The organism is Aeribacillus sp. FSL K6-2833, from assembly GCF_037965815.1.
In the GTDB taxonomy this organism is placed as follows: domain Bacteria; phylum Bacillota; class Bacilli; order Bacillales; family Aeribacillaceae; genus Aeribacillus; species Aeribacillus composti.
In genome coordinates this window covers 1,864,880-1,882,564 of the sequence record NZ_CP150189.1, presented here as the reverse complement: position 1 = coordinate 1,882,564, position 17,685 = coordinate 1,864,880, and the positions used below count along the sequence as shown (strand labels likewise).

Here is a 17,685-nt window from a genome sequence, read left to right as displayed (position 1 = left end):
TTTCTTTAATAATATTATAGAAAAAAAAGCAAAATGAAAAGGCTAATTCATAACTCTTTTGATGGCTTCCATCACACGATCTTCATCAAAAGGCTTTGTAATAAAATCGAGTGCTCCTGCTTCTATCGCTTCGATAACCATTTTTTGCTGTCCCATTGCCGAACATATAATGATTTTCGCATCAGGAAATTCCTGTTTAATTTTTGTAATAGCCTCAATGCCGTTCATTTTCGGCATTGTGATATCTGTGATTAATACATCTGGTTGTAATTGTTTGTATAATTGTACCGCTTCGATGCCGTTTTCCCCTTCTGCAACAACCTCAATACTATGCTTTTTCAAAATGTCCTTTAATGTTTCCCTTAAAAATTTCGCATCGTCAACGATCAATGCTTTCAAATTAATTCCACCTCAATTATCCTCGCAAACTAAATCCTTTGATATTATACTACTTTCTGTCACAAAAAAGTACCGAGAGGTTTAAAATATTGTCAAAAATCTCGTTTTTCTCTTAAATGACTAAAAATTAAAACCCGGTTGGTAAAAATATAAGAATTTTGTTCATCCAATTAATAATTTTAGTCATCCAATCAAAAAACAGCAGAATTCCCATGAAAATCATGAATATGCCTCCAATTTTCATGATTTTCACATTATGTTTTTTGATCCAATTCATCCGCCCGATGAAGAATGATAAAATAAAGAACGGTACTGCAAAGCCTAGCACATATGCTGTCATATACAGAACTCCAGAACTAGGATTGGTTGCCGCTAAACCGATTACTACCATAAGAATTGGGCCCGTACAGGGAGTCCATCCAGCTGCAAACGCCATACCAATCAGAACAGATCCAAGAAATCCGGCTGGACGATTTTTGAATTCAATCCTTCTTTCCTTCATTAAAACATCAGGTTGAAAAACACCGAGAATAACGAGTCCAAAAAAGATAATGAGGATCGCTCCTATTTGTCTTATCAGATCTTGATAGTTCAAGAAAAAGTTTCCAATCAAGGATGTGCCGAATCCCATTGCGATAAAAATGGCAGAAAAACCAACTAAAAAAAAGAAAGTATGTAATAAGCTTCTTTTTTGCAGCATAGCGTTTTCAGTTTTCAACTCATTAACCGATACCCCAGTTATATACGATAAAAAAGCAGGATATAAAGGCAAGCTGCACGGAGAAATAAACGATAAAAAACCTGCTCCAAATGCTAAAAACACATTAATTTCCGACATTTTGCTGCTCCTTCCAAAAGATTTACCTCCATCCATTCTAACAGATCATTGAATAAATGTTTAAAAGAACGTTTGACATTTTCCGCACATTATTACAATGAACCTTCTCCCGCCATGAATGACTATTTTTACAACTTCTTACAACGAAAAAAGAATTAATCTTACCTTGAGAAAGGAAAGACTAATTCTTACTTCACAATTCCGTTATAAAACAACGCATATATTAAATAGTATAGATAAAAATTACATGATGTCAAAAAATATGATTGGTCATCATGAACTAATTTAATGAAACATCATTCAATAATGCCTGAGACGAAATTATTTTAATTGATTTTGCATCGCTTTCATCATTTGATTGATTTTCTTCTGGGACGGTTTCATTCCCATTTGCATCATCATCATTTTCAACATTTGTTCGTTAATAGGTGGATTTTTCTTCAAATAATTCATCATATACTTTCGAGCGATAAAAAAGCCTAGCGCTACGCCGGCAAGTAATGCCAGAACAGCGATTAATATCGCCAGCCAAAGTTCCATCTTATTTCCTCCTTCATGTTGTCTATCATACAGTGTACTAAACCATATGACATTATACAATATTTCATTAGCAAATTTCCTCAACTTTAGACAAATTTTCTTTCTTTAATTGGACTCAGCCACCCGTATCGTTCATTTGTAAAATCCATGGCAAAAAAATAAGGATCAAATTTTCCCAATATATCAAAAAACAATAACTCACCGTCAAAGCTGCCGGTACAAATCATTTCAATATACCGTTCCTTTAAAACCATAGTAGCTTGTCCTTTTTGATTTTCCATTTGGATGGCGTGAATCGATGATACCTTTTGATAATGGTTTCGGTGAGACAAGAATGACTGAAGCAGCAAATCTATTTCTGAAATGGGAATGGCTCTTGAAATATAATTGACTTGCCTTTCCAATTGTTCAAAAATAGGATGCGTTTTCCTTGTCCAAAAAAATTCTTGATATAACTGAAAAATTTTCGATTCCCTATGATAAAAATGCTCAGCAAATTCCTTTTTTATCAAATACAAATAAAAGTGCCTCATGCGCTCACCTCATTGTTACATTCCTTTTTTGCTATTATAAAGCAAGGAATGTAAAAGGTTTGTCTTATGGTGGCGGATAGAGGCACTAATTTTGGCGATTATTTCCGAACTAATTCTTTTACTTTTTCGACAACATTTTCAACAGTAAAACCGTACTCGCTTATAATTTTTTCCCCAGGTGCAGATGCTCCAAACTTGTCGATAGCTAAGATTTCACCTTCAGATCCGACATAGCGCTCCCAGCCAAGCGAAGATGCCATTTCGATCGCAAGACGCTTCGTTACGCTGCTAGGAAGAACTGATTCTTTATAATCTTTTGATTGCTTTTCAAAACGGTCCCATGACGGCATGCTGACGACTTGCACATCAATTCCATCAGATGCAAGAATTTGTTGAGCTTTAATAGCTAATGCTACTTCTGAACCTGATGCAAGTAGAAGAGCATCCGGTTGATCCGATTTCGCCGGTGAAATGACATAAGCGCCTTTTGCAACACCTTCTTCAGCATTTTCTTTCGTACCTTTAATAGTTTCTAAATTTTGGCGCGTTAATACTAATGCAGTCGGTGTTGATTTAGATTCCAGCGCAGCCTTCCACGCAGCTCTTGTTTCATTTCCATCAGCTGGACGAATGACAGAAAGATTCGGCATTGCTCTCAAAGAAGCTAATTGTTCAATCGGCTCATGTGTTGGTCCGTCTTCTCCAACCGCTATGCTGTCATGAGTGAACACGTAAGTTACAGGGAGATTCATTAATGCTGCTAAACGAATCGCTGGCCGCAAATAGTCAGAGAAAACAAAGAACGTTCCGCCAAAAACACGTAAACCTCCATGCAGAGCCATACCGTTCAATGCTGCTCCCATGGCAAACTCTCTGACACCAAACCAAATGTTTCGTCCGCTGTAATCTTCCGCAGAAAAGTCTCCTGAACCTTTTATTGTCGTTTTGTTTGATCCAGCTAAGTCTGCAGATCCCCCAAAGAAATAAGGAACTTTTTCAGCTATTGCATTTAATACTTCTCCAGAAGAAGAACGGGTTGCAACGCTTTTTCCTTCTTCATAAAAAGGTAAAGATTGATCCCAATTTTCTGGCAATTCACCATTGATTGCTGCCTTTAACTCTTTTGCAAGTTCAGGATATTCTTTCTCATACTTTTCAAACAAATTATTCCATTCAATTTCTTTCTGCTTTCCACGTTCTTTTACATTTTTCTCAAAATGCTCATAAACTTCTGCTGGAACATAGAAATCTTCTTCAAATGTCCATGCATAGGCTTCTTTTGTCAATTTTGCCTCTTCTGGACCTAACGGCGAACCATGAACGGAAGAAGTGCCTGCTTTATTCGGCGAACCATATCCGATTGTTGTTTTTACTTCAATTAATGTCGGTCGTTGTTCATCCAATTTGGCTTCTTCAATTGCTTTCGAAATCTCTTCAATGTTGTTGCCGTCCTCAACGCGCAGCACTTGCCAGCCCATAGATTTAAAGCGCTCTTCTACATTTTCTGAGAATGATTTATTTAAATCCCCATCTAGGGAAATATCATTCGAATCATAAAGAACAATTAATCGTCCAAGCTTCAAGTGACCAGCTAAGGAAGCTGCTTCAGAGGAAATCCCTTCCATTAAGTCACCGTCACCGCATATGACGTATGTGTAATGATCAACAATATTGTATCCTTCTTTATTGTATGTAGCTGCTAAATGACGTTCTGCCATCGCCATTCCAACGGCCATTGCTATTCCTTGGCCTAATGGTCCAGTTGTTGCGTCAACGCCAGGTGTATGTCCGTATTCAGGATGTCCAGGTGTTTTGCTTCCCCATTGACGAAACGACTTAATATCATCCATGGAAAGATCATAACCCGATAAATGAAGCAAGCTGTAAAGCAGCATCGACCCATGTCCGGCAGATAAAACAAAGCGATCTCGATTAAACCAATTAGGGTTTTCAGGGTTAATGTTCATAAATTTCGTCCACAGCGCATAAGCCATTGGTGCGGCGCCCATTGGCATTCCAGGATGTCCGGAATTCGCCTTTTCAATCGCGTCAATGGATAATGTTCGAATCGTCATGATGGATAAATCTTGAATGGAATGAGTCACCATTATCATCCTCTCATCTGTATTTTCAGTTTATAATCTTATCTTTATTGTTGCAATAAGGCAACACCCATCCGTTAATGCAGCCTTTTATTTTTAAATTTTTTCAATTTTTCCGGTGTAACATCATTACCTTTCGGATCAATCACTGTAACATTTTTTAAGGTGTTTTGAAAATCCCGACGAAACGACTCTAAATATTCCTGCCTTAATTGCTGCTGCTCAAGCTTTTCCTCTTGCGTCAATCCTTCTGACTTAGACTTTTTAGATAGTTCATTAATACGGTTAAGTTTTTCTTTTGAAATCATAAGCTGAACCCCTTGTATATTTTTGCCGCGCTCTTTTATCATACTAAATGCGACCACTAATGACAACAATTATTGCTATGATTCTCCTTTTTCTGACAAAAATTGTTGATATCTGCGATGGACAGTAGCTTTTGAAACGTCATAGCCGAATCCTCTTAATGTTGCCGCTATTTCTGAAAATGTCAGGCCGTTTTTCCGCAATCGGTCAATCTCCTCGATCGGAACTTCTTTTCGCTCTCTTTTATAGGAAGAATTTCTATTCTTTAAATTTTTTTCAGGCCTGTACCCATTTTGTATAGCTCTCAACATTCCCCGCTTTATTTTCAAATTATGAATTTTTCGTTGATATTCTTCGACAATTCCTATGATTTCAAGCACCATCGTGTCTGATTCAGACAGTTCCATCTCCCCGCGATGGGCAGCGGTGAAAATTTTCACACCTTGTTTCAAAATGGAATGGACAATGGCGATTTTGGCATTCCCTCTGCCAATTCTTGTTTCATCCTGTATTAATACCGCTTCAATTTCTTTCTCCTCAATCAATTCCAGCAGTTGAAAAACCCCTTCACGATCAACATCATACCCGCTCGCTTTTTCTTCTATCACTTCAACAACTTCCATACCGTTTTCAGCTGCGAGCTTTAACAGCTCGTCCTTCTGTCTTTTCAAAGATGTTTCCTGCTCATCTTTTTCAGTGCTGACTCTTGCATAAACGACTGCTCTCATGTTAAATGCTCCTTGCGGTTATTCTTTGTTTGCCAAATATTCAGCATTGTAGTATTTATTTTTTTCAATCGGAATGACGATTGTTTCCCCCGGTTTTACAACAAGGCTTTGGAGATTGTTTCGCTCCTGAACCCATTTAACAAACTCTGAATGAGACATATTGTCATATTCTTTATATTCATCAGCGATTTTCCACAAACTGTCCCCTTCCTTCACTTGAACCTCCAAATAATGATCGAGCTCTTCCCTTTCTCCAGTATACGAAATCGCCAAAACTGCCGCCATGATGACAAGGAAAAAAGAAACGATGTAAGACCATGATAATTTATCCATTTAGAACCGCCCCCTGAAACAGAATATTTGTTCGGTTTTTTGTTTTTAAGTATAAAAGGGAACACATGTTTCTGTCAAGCAAATATTCGAACTTACGTTTGCTTTTTTGGAAAAATCATGCTATAATCGACACAAATTGATATGACTGAGGTGCTTGACATGTCAACAAAATTATCTAAGAGACAACAAGATATTTTGAACTTCATTAAGGAGGAAGTAAAAAAGAAAGGATACCCTCCCTCTGTAAGAGAAATCGGCGAAGCGGTCGGTCTTGCCTCCAGTTCAACTGTTCACGGGCATTTAGCAAAGCTTGAGAGCAAAGGACTGATTAGAAGAGACCCCACAAAGCCGAGAGCCATTGAAATTTTGGACGATGATGGCAGCCACCTTCTAACAAACAATGTGATCAACGTGCCGGTCATAGGAAAAGTGACGGCTGGTATTCCGATCACTGCCGTTGAAAACATCGAAGAATATTTTCCGCTTCCGAATCATATTGCATCAGGTGATGATCAACTTTTCATGCTTGAAGTAGTCGGAGAAAGCATGATCGAAGCAGGCATTCTGGACGGAGATTTAGTTATTGTCAGACAGCAGCAAACAGCCAATAACGGCGACATCGTTGTCGCGCTCACAGACGACAATGAAGCGACCGTAAAAAGGTTTTTCAAAGAAAAAGACTTTATTCGGCTTCAGCCGGAAAACCCAACAATGGAGCCGATTATTTTAAAAAATGTGACAATACTCGGAAAAGTGATCGGGCTATACCGTTCCATACACTGAATATTCGATGTCTCAAAACAGGTGAGGCATCCTTTTTCTTTTTATAAAATTTTCAAAATTCCCTCTCTTAGCGATGTTAAATTTTTAAAAATGTTTTCTAATCAATATGTATGCAGACAAGCTAGATTCAATGAAACAAATTTCAGGCGCCTTCTCCGCGCCTGCATGCAAAGCTATTATGCAACAATTCTCAACAGTCATTGTTTTTTGATTTATTTTGTTGTAGAATTTTTTATTGTAGATTTCGCTTCCTTAGCCAGTGCCGGGATGATTTACTGAATTGTTTGAATTCTTCTAACTGCTTAAATTTTAGGTATAGGAGAGGTGCTATGAATCAATTACTTATGAAACAAAGTGAACTGGAAAATGCAAAGCAATATGTCAATGAAGTATTTCAATCCGTGCAAGAAAAAAATCCGAATGAGCCTGAGTTTCTTCAAGCTGTAAAAGAAATATTTGACTCGCTTGTGCCTGTATTTGCTCAACATCCTACATATATAAAGCACGGAATACTTGAAAGAATTGTTGAGCCGGAAAGATTGATCATTTTTCGCGTTCCATGGGTGGATGACGAAGGAAAAGTGCGTGTAAACCGCGGATTTAGAGTGCAATATAATAGTGCAATTGGGCCATATAAAGGAGGCTTGCGCTTTCACCCGACCGTCAACGCCAGCATTATTAAATTTTTAGGATTTGAACAAATCTTCAAAAATTCATTGACTGGGCAGCCGATCGGCGGAGGAAAAGGCGGATCTGATTTTGATCCGAAAGGTAAATCAGATGGGGAAATTATGAGATTTACACAAAGCTTTATGACAGAGCTTTACAAACATATTGGACCAGATATTGACGTTCCTGCCGGTGATATTGGAGTTGGCGCAAGAGAGATCGGATACTTGTTTGGCCAATATAAAAGAATACGCGGCGGATTTGAAGCTGGGGTGTTAACCGGAAAAGGCATTGGTTACGGCGGAAGCCTAGCGAGAACCGAAGCGACAGGGTATGGAACTGTTTATTTTGTTGAAGAAATGCTTAAAGACCATGGATTAAGCTTCAAAGGAAGCACAGTTGTTGTCTCTGGTTCTGGGAACGTTGCCATATATGCGATTGAAAAAGCAACACAATTAGGTGCAAAAGTTGTCGCATGCAGCGACTCTGATGGCTACATTTTTGATAAAAATGGAATTAATCTTGAAACGGTTAGAAGGTTAAAAGAAGTTGAAAGAAAAAGAATTAAAGAATATGTAAATGAACATCCTCATGCAGAATATTATGAAGGCTGTTCCGGAATTTGGTCCATTCCGTGCGATATTGCCCTCCCATGCGCTACTCAAAATGAAATCGATAAAAAAGCAGCTGAACTCCTTGTTTCCAACGGACTCAAAGCTGTTGGAGAAGGCGCCAACATGCCGTCTACATTAGAAGCGATCGACGTGTTTTTATCAAACAATATTCTTTTTGGACCTGCAAAAGCTGCTAACGCAGGCGGAGTTGCTGTTTCAGCATTAGAAATGGCTCAAAACAGCGCAAGATTATCTTGGAGCTTTGAAGATGTCGACGCAAAATTACGTGATATCATGAAGAACATTTACCGAAATTGCGTCAACGCTGCAAATGAATACGGCTGCTCCGGAAATCTTGTCGTCGGCGCTAACATTGCAGGATTTAAAAAAGTCGCTGATGCAATGGTAGAACAAGGAGTCATTTAAAAGATAGAAAAATGGTCATTTCCATCATTTATTCTTTATAGTGAGTAAACATATATGATAATCGCTAAAGCTTTACCTACCCTGCTTTGGCGATTCATCATGCTCACTATAATACCCCATCTTAACTTGAGTGAATAGAAATTGATATCACACCGATCCAAATTCACTCTTCTTTATTTCCACGATTGGATCAAATTTTTCCCTATCAGTGTATCCCATTCAATGAGAGAATTGAAGTTTTATGTCAGATTATCTTACATATTTTTTTACGCTGATGCCTGGATTGATTATCTCTCTTGTTTTTTAAATAAAAAAGACAGATTGCACTGATGTTTGTTTTTCTGCTTCATCTCTTCTTTACTCTCAATATTTTGTATCATCAAGTATAAAATTTATAGAAACAAAGTAACTGCTATTAAAATTGATTTTTCCAATTAAAGCATTTTATTATTGATATGGTTGCTCCTTTTATCCAGCGCCAATAACCTTCAGCACAAATACTTGTTCATCTAAAAAACACCGAATACGGCTGCCCATCCTCCAATGAAACGGCGGTATTTTCACTGACTGACTTTGGATAAGACGATTCGTTGACGATGTACTACCGACTTTACATGCATCACGTAAAAATGCTAAACTGAACGCAGACAAAATCGACATGCGCCCTAACCGAAAATACAGATCTTTTGCAACGCAAACATATTTCTGGAAGTCATTCGGGGGGGGGAACAAAATGATTTATCATTTAGCAGGAAAACTTGCAATATTGATCATTAAAATTTTTAGTTTGCTAGAAGTCAAAGGCAAGCAGCATATTCCGGCAGACCATCGTTTTATTGTTACATGCTCTCATCGCAGCTGGGTAGATGTAGTCTTGCTCGCCGCAGCACTTTTTCCAATTCATGTCCATTATATGGCCAAAAAAGAATTGTTTCAGAACACGCTCATAGGTTGGTTTTTGAAAAAGATGCATGCTTTTCCAGTTAATCGTGAAAATCCTGGACCGAGCGCACTAAAAATTCCTTTGAAACTGTTAAAAGAAAATAAAGTTGTTGGAATTTTCCCGAGCGGCACAAGAACAGACGAGGAAGTTCCTTTAAAAAGAGGCGCGGTTACAATTGCGATGAAAGCCGGCGTTCCCATATTGCCTGCAACCTATCATGGTCCAAAAAGTTTAAAAGATTTTTTTGCCGGGAAAAAAGCTGTCGTTGCATTTGGCGAACCAATCTATTTAGAGAAAAATGCAAATCAAATTGATGATGCGCTTCAACAGCTTGAACATAAGCTGAAAGCTCTTGAAAAAAGCATAAACGACTAAACATTGACGTTTCTGATCAGCTTGTCATTTTTAGACAAACTGATCAGAAAGCTAAAGGCGAAGTAAAGTTCTGATATTTTCATTTATCGATCTAGTTCGATCCACTTATTTGTCTTCAAAGGCGGTTTGTACGCACGAAGTTTATCTATTAATATAGAGGGATTGTCTGCAAAAATCATAAACTGTTTATGCGTTTCAGGCATGAAGCCTCCCTCTACCGCATTCTCAATCATCTGTTTTACCGGCGTGTAATAGTCATCGATATTTAACAACGCCACAGGCTTTTCATGAATCCCAAGCTGCCCCCAGCTAACCGCTTCAAATATTTCCTCAAAAGTACCATAGCCTCCGGGAAGAGCAATGAACGCATCTGAAAGCTCTCCCATTTTTGCTTTCCGCTCATGCATATCATTGACTTCATAAAGCTGAGTGAGATGCTTGTGGACAACCTCTCCTTGAAATAAATTCGTCGGCATAACGCCCAATACGGTGCCTCCTAACTCTAATACGGTGTTTGCAATCACTCCCATCAGACCAATGCTGGAGCCTCCATATACGAGCTCAAGCCTGTTTTTTACCAATTCTTCTCCCAGTTTGATAGCTGCTTCTTTATACTTAGGATTTGTTCCCGGATTCGATCCTGCAAAAACACAAACACGTCTCATATTACCACTCCTGCTTCTTCTCTAAACGTTCTGACGAATGAGAAAGTCCTATTAAAAGCTGTGAATGGGATATTTCCATCACAGCTTTTTTACAAAATTATTGAAAAATCTGACTGATTTTCTCTATTTCTTCCTTTGTTAACTGGACATCTAACGTTTTTAAATTGTCAAGTACCTGTTCCGGCTTCTTCGCACCAGGGATGATCGCATCGATGGAATCGACCGTTAAATACCATGCTAGCACAACGTGAGCAATTTCAGCATTTTTCGCTTCTGCGATTGGACGCAATTGCTCGACTTTTTCGAGATTACGCGCAAATGCTTCCCCTTGAAACAAAGGATTTTGTGCACGTGAATCATTGAACTTCTCATCTTTCGAATATTTTCCGCTTAATAGACCTGAGGCAAGTGGAAAATATGGTATAAACGATATTCCATTTTCCGCCGTGTAAGGAAGCAAATCTTTTTCTGCTTGTCGTTTAAATAAGTTATATTCGGACTGAATTACATCGACATACCCATCTTTGTTCGCTTCTTTTAATTGTTCGAGCGAGAAATTCGATACACCGATCGCACGAATTTTCCCTTCATCCTTAAGCTTCTTCAATTCACCGACAGCTTCATCCTTCGGTGTCGTTTCGTCCGGAAAATGAATGTAATATAAATCTATGTAATCCGTTTTTAAGCGTTTCAGGCTGCCCTCGACCGACTCGCGAAGGAAATCGGGAGAGTTATCAAGAACAACTTTTCCGTCTACAAATTTGTGAGCACCTTTAGTAGCAATGACTACTTCATCACGACGGCCAAACTCCTTGACGACTTCACCGATAATTTCTTCCGAACGCTCAGGACCGTAATAAAATGCCGTATCCAAAAAATTTATTCCATGATCCAAAGCTGTACGAACGATTTCTTTCCCAGTTTCATCGTCAAGGTTTGGAAAAATGTTGTGCCCGCCAACAGCATTTGTTCCAAGCCCGATTGGGTTCACATATATATCGGTCTTGCCTAATCTAGTCTTTTTTGTCACAATATTTCAACTCCTTTCATTAACATTATAACAAATTCTATCAGAAAAATCAGTTTTTTAACTAATAAGCTATTAAATATTATTATGGCTTTATAAATGAAATTATGAAAGGATTCTTTTATTCATTTTCAAGCAGCAGTTGCTCGACTGTTTATTGTTTGTTCCATTATGTTCAAATTCTTGAAGTTGTCTAAAGCACCATAAAAATATCTTAAGAGATTGCTGCCTGCTGCAATAACAAAATAAAGAGGCTCCCAAAAGTAGGGTTAACTGACTTTTGGGAGCATTATTTTTTAGACTTATCGGACATACAATTTTTTCAATCTTTTTTATATCCTTCAGAAGTCTTATGAAGGACTTTTCTTTTGCTCTCTTTCTTCATTAGGTTCTTCAAAAGTTTTATGACGGACATTCAGCACATACAATCGCTTCTTGTTGGACTTCATTGCCTCTATAAAGAACATTTATAAATTTTATTTCATTATGTTTGTCCTTCACAGTTGTATTTCTCAAAATCTTTCATTTTAGCAACTCGTCGGACAGCCCCACTGTTTGCTTGAAAGCAATTCCGTCCTTTACTTTCAATCTTTTTATTTAGAACGATATTCTTTTTTTCGGCAATTATATCAATTAATTAAAACAGAATAAAGCATTACTGAAAAATTGCAAATTAATGCCTCTGTCAAAACATTTATTTTGCGAATACTTATCTTGATTTCATAAAATCCACCGAACGCTCACGATTTTCTATTGTAAATCTTGTGGAATTCGGCAGCTCTGTTAATATATTTGATGCACAAGGTTCAAAGTTGATAAACATTTTTTCAAATATAAGAACTCCCGCACTTTGACGAAACTTTTTGCATTACGGATCATTTTTGATCCGCTTTGCGTGGAATTAAGCAGCTCTTTTGATATATGATGTACGAGCCTTGAGAATGACAAACATTTACAAATGGAAGAGCACGCCCAATTTCCTTCCGCATTTTGTTATAAACATTTTGGAATGACGGCCAATTGATTGCTGGCAACATTTTGATCCAATTTACTTGCTTTTATTGGTATCTTTCACAGCTTATTTTTGATAAAGCTGCCGGTACCAATTGGATGCTGCCTGAACTTCTGATAAAGTCAGCTCATGTCCTCCGTTTTCCCAATGCAAGTGCACATTTGCGTTGTTATTTTCTAAAAATGTTTTAAGCTCTATTGATTCTTCAGGAGAGCAAATTTGATCACGCTTTCCAGCTGCAATAAAAACGTTTTTTCCTGAAAGATCCGGCAGATCCATCCCTCTTCTCGGCACCATCGGGTGATGCAAGATGGCTCCATTTAGCGCATCCCGAAAATGGAATAAAAGGCTGGCTGCTATATTTGCTCCGTTGGAATAACCGATTGCGATTACAGAATTTCGATCAAATCGATATGTTTGTGCTGCTTCATCTAAAAAAGAGTTTAATTCCTTTGTACGGAAAACAAGATCTTCTTCATCAAAAACTCCTTCGGCAAGTCTTTTAAAAAAACGCGGCATTCCATTTTCCATTACATTTCCGCGCACAGCTAAAATCGATGCTTCTGGATCAATAATTTCTGCAATGGGAAGAAGATCAAACTCATTTCCGCCGGTTCCATGCAGCAATAGGAGAGTCGGTTTTGCCGGATTGCTTCCTTTTTGAAAAATATGTTTCATCGTTTTTTCTCCTTCTCAGCGTTTATTAAGCATTACTTTTCTTATTCGTCAAGGTTACGGACTTCCACTGGCATCAACTTATTTTCCAACCGTTCCCGATACTTTTCGTAACGCTCCGGAAGCTTTAATTCTTTTCCAAGTGCATCTAAAGATTCATCAATTGCAAAACCCGGAGGATCTGTTGCAATTTCGAACAAAATTTCACCATGCTCTCTGAAATAAATAGAATGAAAATACTTTCGATTCTGAACTGGCGTTACCCTGTATCCATTTGATTCTAAAGATGTTTTCCATTCTAATTGATCGTTGTCGTCTTTTGCCCGAAGCGCGATATGATGGACTGTTCCAACCCCCATGATGCCGCGTCCGGAAGAAGTAAATTTTACATCAACGACATTGCCGATTTCACTTGGAGACTGAAAACGAATAAAATCTCCTTCCCTTCCAATTCGTTGAAGTCCAAAAATATTCTCCAACAACTCTGACGTTTTTTCAGGAAATGATGAATATAATACGGCACCGCCAAATCCTTTAATGGCAACATCAGAGGTGACATGGCCAAATTCCCATTGATTTAATTCTCCTTCTTTTCGTTCCACTAGCTCAATGTTCAAACCGTGTGGGTCTTGAAACGCAAGCAGTGACTCACCAAACCGTTCTGTCATTGTAAACGGAATTCTAAATTTATCTAGTCTTTCTTGCCAAAAGCTCATGGAACCTTCTGGTATCACATAAGAAGTTACACCCACCTGACCATTGCCGATTTTTCCTTGATACGCATCAGGCCAAGGAAAGAAAGTAATCAGTGTCCCTGGCTTTCCTTCTTTATCCCCGAAATAAAAATGGTACGTGCCGGGATCATCGAAATTCACAGTTTTTTTAACTAACCTCAGCCCTAAAACTCCAGCATAAAAATCAATATTTTCCTGCGGATGGCCGACAATAGCAGTAATATGATGAATTCCAGCTGTTTTCTTTTTCATCTTTGATTCTCCTTTATTATTTGCTTTACGCGATTCGTTTTTGTAAATCAATCATTTTAACGGGTTATTTATTCCGGATTCAAATATCTCGAATTAAATTATTTTTAATTCGAGATAATTTTATCAAATCTTTCATTTATTATCAAAAAGCTTATCTGTTGAATTTTTCATCTCTTTTCGTTCCGTATTCACTAAAATACCATCTTTACCAAAATGAAAGCAATCGCAAGAGCAGCGTTTGAATGTGAAGAGAAATCTCCCTCTCCTCTTGCGCGTAAAATCGTTACAGAAATTGTTGTTCTGGCCGCAGCAAGGGCTATCGGCCGTTCCATAAATTTTTTGTGATGGCTCGGCAAACACAAGTCGAATTTAAGATTGGTCATGAACACGCAACATCCTGAAAGTAGCCGGCATCCGCCAGCTGCTTTCAGATAAACCGAAAACATGCAAAAGCAAATTGCTTTTTGCAGACTGATCGGAATGACCGTTGCAATTTAATATTAGTAAATCCGTATGGCTTTAGCAATGTAGACAAATGAAGTTGAATACCGTAACCGGACAGGTATCATTTCTGATCTTCTTTTTTATCATCTAATTCAAAGAACTCAGCAAAATCCATCAGCGAAGCATCTTTGTCTTTTAACGCCAATTTTGCTAAGATGATTTCGAGAAGACATAAGCCAATTAAAATAAGTAATCCTTTCATCATATTCCTCCCCCCCCTCAAACTCATTTCTTTGTCAACATCAACATAATGTATGAAACGCGTTTCAGGTCAAGGATTTTTAAAAGAAAGGGATATTTCATGGCAACGATTCGTGATATTGCAAAGCTTGCAGGTGTTTCTGTTACAACGGTTTCGAGAGTTTTAAATAATCATCCATATGTCAGTGACGAAAAAAAAGAAGCGGTTTTAAAAGTGATAGAAGAAATCAACTATAAACGGAACATTCATGCAGTCCACTTGTCTAAAGGCTTTTCAAATTTGATCGGCGTCGTCCTGCCTAAAATCGATCATCCTTATTTTAGCAGCATTGTGGAAGGGATTTCGGAGGAAGCGATCAAGCATCATTTGCAGCTTGTTCTCTTTCAAACGAATTATGAACCAGCAAAAGAGCTTGAAGCATTGGAATTGTTGCGGGGAACCTTATTGGATGGTGTCATTTTTTGTTCAAGAGCCATTTCCTTTGATGTATTGAAAGAATATAAAAATGCTGGACCGATCGTTCTTTGCGAAGATTCAGACCAAAGCCATTTCCCTTCTTTGAGCATTCCGCATGAACAGGCATTTCAGTTTGGTTTGGACTATTTAATTTCGAAAGGTCATACGAAAATTGCATTTACTTTAGGACGAATGGAAGGGCCAAACAGTAAAAAAAGAAGAAAAGCCTATAAAACAAAAATGAAGGAATTAGGCGAACCGATTCGAAGCGAGTGGATCTTCGACAAATGCCTATCGATCACTGACGGCAAACAGCTTATGGAAAAGCTTCAGCATTTAGAGAAAAAACCGACTGCCTTTTTTGTTACAAACGATCAAGTGGCAGCAGGTATCTTATTAAGTGCCGAACAATATAAAATAAAGATTCCTCAAGACATTGCCATCTTAAGCTTTGATAATCAGCCTATTGCCGACATCATGGGAATCACTACTATTGAAATCCCAATAAGAAAAATGGGGAAGCTTGCGGTGCAATCGATTATTCATTGTAAAGAAAAACGGGAGCAAACAAATAAGAAGATGACTCTCCCCTTTCGGTTAATTGAGCGGAAAACTGTGTAACCCATGAAGAAGGATGCCCCCTCTTTAGAGTTCAAATCATTCCTGCCAAACGATCATCTGCAAAAACCGAAGCAGCTTGGCAGGATTTTTCATTTGATTTTGTAATCATTTTGACGATTTGCATGCGTCTTTTTCCATATTCCGTTTTCTTTTGACGTTCAGTGTGAAATTCATCGATTACTACTCAAAGCTGGTTAACAACTTGTCTGCATACTTACTCCCCTTTTTGGCCGACAGCAAAGTGTACGTCAATCACAAATGGCCTTACAGATGTTTTCAATTGCATAGCAATGAAAATCCTTAAAATTGGAGTGTTATTTCCCCAAACCGCTTTTTAAAACAATTTTCCTACTCCGTTAATTTTCTTCTTATCAGCAAGCTTGCGATCACGATGCTCAAAATATTTGCTGCATAAACAAACGCTTCATTTCCGTCAACCATCGAGTTGAATTTGTAAAAAAAGTGCGGCCATGGTATAAGTTCGCCGTTTGTCACGTATTCGACAACCGTATAAATGGCAATGAATCCGAACGCCATTTCTACATTTTTGACCAATAAAATCAATAACGCACCAATCAGCAAAAAATTCAACCCGAGCAGCAAGGCGAATAAAATTAAATGCCAAGGCACATCCGCTAGATTACGGAAGAAAAACAACAAGATCATTAACAGATTCATCACGGTGTAATATCGCATTAAATCAATAATGGCGTGCTTTTTATACAGATTGATCAATGTTTCCCATGCCCCGTCCTCCTCCGAAGCAGAACATAATCATTGAAAGGAAATCGAAATACGCCTCAAGTCGTAGTTCAAAATATGCCTCAGGTTCGTTATGAGCAGCGACGACAAAAGGTAAGATGAAAATTGAAAGGAGGTCATTCAAATTATGAAAAAAATCGGTTTGTTCATCGCAGGTGCAATAGCCGCAATAGTTTTAATCGCCAATCTCGGCTCAATCGTCGGACTTCTTATCAGTTTGCTTGTTCTATACTTTTCGTTTAAACAATTTGTGAAATCCGACAAAAAATCAAAAAAATGGTTTTGGGGGATTGTCGGGCTGATTGCACTATCTGTTTCAGCTGCAAATGTCCCAGCTATTCTCGGTTTAATCGCCGCATATGTGCTTTATCTCATTTTTAATAATTGGAAAAAATCGAATGATCCGTATGTGTCAGACGATCCATTCACCAATTTTGAAAAACAATGGGAATCACTAAAACGACAATAAATGGAGGGGAAAAAAATGAGCATATTTACGAGATTAAAAAATGTGATTATGGCCGATTTACATGATTTATTGAATGAACAGGAACAAAGGAATCCAATTGCGCTACTAAATGAATATTTGCGCCAATGTGAAAAGGAAGTTGAAAAGGTTCAAAAACTAATCGAACGCCAACGATTATTAAAACAAGAGCTGTTAAGAGAATACAACCATGCTGAACACTTAAAAGAAAAAAGAAAATATCAAGCCGAAATTGCGTTGAAAGCGCAAGAAGAAGAATTGCATCAATTTGCCATCAACGAGCAGCAGCAGTATGAGGAGCGTGCATCAAAATTAAAACAAGCGCTTGAACAAGCAACGAAACAGCTCATTGACTTAGAACATAAATATGAAGAAATGAAACATAAATTAAAAGATATGCATATAAAGCGCATGGAGCTGATGGGACGAGAAAATATTGCACGCGCCTACTCCCGGATCAACCAAGTTCTTGAGCAGCATAATTCCGAAAAGAACCATTTTGTTCGCTTTGCTGAAATAGAGAATTACCTTGATGAACTGGAAAATCGAATCAACAACAGATACGATACATTAACATTTGATGCAAGAATCGCAAAGCTTGAAAAAGAATTAAAAAATCAAGAAACGGATTCAAATTCTTAACGTAAATTGTTATGCTATAAGGGCGTAGTTCTCTACGCCTTTCCATATTTATGTTCA

At 38.0% G+C, this 17,685-nt stretch carries 21 protein-coding genes; 6 read left to right on the top strand and 15 right to left on the bottom strand.

Annotated features, from left to right (window positions below; translation table 11 throughout):
* Positions 1–42: 42 nt before the first annotated feature.
* From NSQ94_RS09275 to NSQ94_RS09240, 8 genes are all read right to left on the bottom strand, one after another.
* Positions 43–399: a response regulator gene (locus tag NSQ94_RS09275; RefSeq protein WP_063387698.1), complete on the bottom strand. Its 357-nt coding sequence runs from the start codon at positions 397–399 to the stop codon at positions 43–45.
* Between the two features lie 127 nt (positions 400–526).
* Positions 527–1,237, bottom strand: coding sequence for a cytochrome c biogenesis protein CcdA (locus tag NSQ94_RS09270; protein WP_066251214.1), 711 nt, complete (start codon positions 1,235–1,237; stop codon positions 527–529).
* A gap of 321 nt (positions 1,238–1,558) precedes the next feature.
* Entirely contained in the window at positions 1,559–1,777 is a 219-nt protein-coding gene (locus tag NSQ94_RS09265; RefSeq protein WP_063388294.1) for a YneF family protein, read from the bottom strand.
* A gap of 86 nt (positions 1,778–1,863) precedes the next feature.
* Positions 1,864–2,295, bottom strand: a complete 432-nt coding sequence (gene sirA, locus NSQ94_RS09260; protein ID WP_157727967.1) for a sporulation inhibitor of replication protein SirA — start codon at positions 2,293–2,295, stop codon at positions 1,864–1,866.
* Positions 2,296–2,408: 113 nt separating this feature from the next.
* The gene (gene tkt / locus NSQ94_RS09255; protein WP_066251217.1) at positions 2,409–4,418 is read right to left on the bottom strand and encodes a transketolase; all 2,010 of its coding nucleotides are present in this window, start codon (positions 4,416–4,418) and stop codon (positions 2,409–2,411) included.
* Between the two features lie 71 nt (positions 4,419–4,489).
* Positions 4,490–4,720 (bottom strand): DUF896 domain-containing protein, encoded by a 231-nt coding sequence (locus NSQ94_RS09250; RefSeq protein WP_066251255.1) that lies wholly within the window; start codon positions 4,718–4,720, stop codon positions 4,490–4,492.
* A 75-nt stretch (positions 4,721–4,795) separates the two neighbouring features.
* Positions 4,796–5,446 carry a recombinase family protein gene (locus NSQ94_RS09245; RefSeq protein ID WP_066251220.1) on the bottom strand — a complete coding sequence of 217 codons (651 nt, stop codon included), beginning with the start codon at positions 5,444–5,446 and terminating at the stop codon, positions 4,796–4,798.
* A gap of 18 nt (positions 5,447–5,464) precedes the next feature.
* The gene (locus NSQ94_RS09240) at positions 5,465–5,779 is read right to left on the bottom strand and encodes a LysM peptidoglycan-binding domain-containing protein (protein ID WP_063388298.1); all 315 of its coding nucleotides are present in this window, start codon (positions 5,777–5,779) and stop codon (positions 5,465–5,467) included.
* A 159-nt stretch (positions 5,780–5,938) separates the two neighbouring features.
* Here NSQ94_RS09240 and lexA point away from each other — a divergent pair, with 159 nt between their 5' ends.
* The 3 genes from lexA to NSQ94_RS09225 all read left to right on the top strand — a co-directional run bounded on the left by lexA (position 5,939) and on the right by NSQ94_RS09225 (position 9,589).
* Positions 5,939–6,562: a transcriptional repressor LexA gene (gene lexA, locus NSQ94_RS09235; RefSeq protein WP_063388299.1), complete on the top strand. Its 624-nt coding sequence runs from the start codon at positions 5,939–5,941 to the stop codon at positions 6,560–6,562.
* 329 nt (positions 6,563–6,891) lie between these two features.
* Positions 6,892–8,271, top strand: a complete 1,380-nt coding sequence (gdhA, locus tag NSQ94_RS09230; RefSeq protein ID WP_094245873.1) for an NADP-specific glutamate dehydrogenase — start codon at positions 6,892–6,894, stop codon at positions 8,269–8,271.
* A gap of 733 nt (positions 8,272–9,004) precedes the next feature.
* A complete protein-coding gene (locus NSQ94_RS09225) occupies positions 9,005–9,589 on the top strand; it encodes a lysophospholipid acyltransferase family protein (protein WP_066251223.1) in 585 nt (194 codons plus the stop codon).
* Positions 9,590–9,672: 83 nt separating this feature from the next.
* On the opposite strand, the gene NSQ94_RS09220 is transcribed toward NSQ94_RS09225, so the two are convergent.
* The 6 genes from NSQ94_RS09220 to NSQ94_RS09195 form a co-directional block, all read right to left on the bottom strand.
* Entirely contained in the window at positions 9,673–10,254 is a 582-nt protein-coding gene (locus NSQ94_RS09220; protein WP_066251226.1) for a TIGR00730 family Rossman fold protein, read from the bottom strand.
* A 97-nt stretch (positions 10,255–10,351) separates the two neighbouring features.
* A complete protein-coding gene (locus tag NSQ94_RS09215) occupies positions 10,352–11,284 on the bottom strand; it encodes an aldo/keto reductase (RefSeq protein ID WP_094245876.1) in 933 nt (310 codons plus the stop codon).
* Positions 11,285–12,359: 1,075 nt separating this feature from the next.
* Positions 12,360–12,971, bottom strand: coding sequence for an alpha/beta hydrolase (locus NSQ94_RS09210; protein WP_339209818.1), 612 nt, complete (start codon positions 12,969–12,971; stop codon positions 12,360–12,362).
* A gap of 41 nt (positions 12,972–13,012) precedes the next feature.
* Positions 13,013–13,954, bottom strand: coding sequence for a ring-cleaving dioxygenase (locus tag NSQ94_RS09205; RefSeq protein WP_066251239.1), 942 nt, complete (start codon positions 13,952–13,954; stop codon positions 13,013–13,015).
* A 191-nt stretch (positions 13,955–14,145) separates the two neighbouring features.
* Positions 14,146–14,337: a hypothetical protein gene (locus tag NSQ94_RS09200; protein WP_339230644.1), complete on the bottom strand. Its 192-nt coding sequence runs from the start codon at positions 14,335–14,337 to the stop codon at positions 14,146–14,148.
* Positions 14,338–14,519: 182 nt separating this feature from the next.
* The gene (locus NSQ94_RS09195; RefSeq protein ID WP_161939811.1) at positions 14,520–14,663 is read right to left on the bottom strand and encodes a hypothetical protein; all 144 of its coding nucleotides are present in this window, start codon (positions 14,661–14,663) and stop codon (positions 14,520–14,522) included.
* A 96-nt stretch (positions 14,664–14,759) separates the two neighbouring features.
* On the opposite strand from NSQ94_RS09195, the gene NSQ94_RS09190 reads away from it, so the two are divergent.
* Entirely contained in the window at positions 14,760–15,737 is a 978-nt protein-coding gene (locus NSQ94_RS09190; protein ID WP_339230642.1) for a LacI family DNA-binding transcriptional regulator, read from the top strand.
* Positions 15,738–16,085: 348 nt separating this feature from the next.
* Here NSQ94_RS09190 and NSQ94_RS09185 read toward each other — a convergent pair whose 3' ends face one another.
* Positions 16,086–16,472, bottom strand: coding sequence for a hypothetical protein (locus NSQ94_RS09185; RefSeq protein WP_063387810.1), 387 nt, complete (start codon positions 16,470–16,472; stop codon positions 16,086–16,088).
* Positions 16,473–16,626: 154 nt separating this feature from the next.
* Here NSQ94_RS09185 and NSQ94_RS09180 point away from each other — a divergent pair, with 154 nt between their 5' ends.
* Both NSQ94_RS09180 and NSQ94_RS09175 read left to right on the top strand, forming a co-directional pair.
* Positions 16,627–16,968 (top strand): hypothetical protein, encoded by a 342-nt coding sequence (locus NSQ94_RS09180; protein WP_063387809.1) that lies wholly within the window; start codon positions 16,627–16,629, stop codon positions 16,966–16,968.
* Between the two features lie 15 nt (positions 16,969–16,983).
* Positions 16,984–17,628: a PspA/IM30 family protein gene (locus tag NSQ94_RS09175; RefSeq protein ID WP_063387808.1), complete on the top strand. Its 645-nt coding sequence runs from the start codon at positions 16,984–16,986 to the stop codon at positions 17,626–17,628.
* Positions 17,629–17,685: the final 57 nt, after the last annotated feature.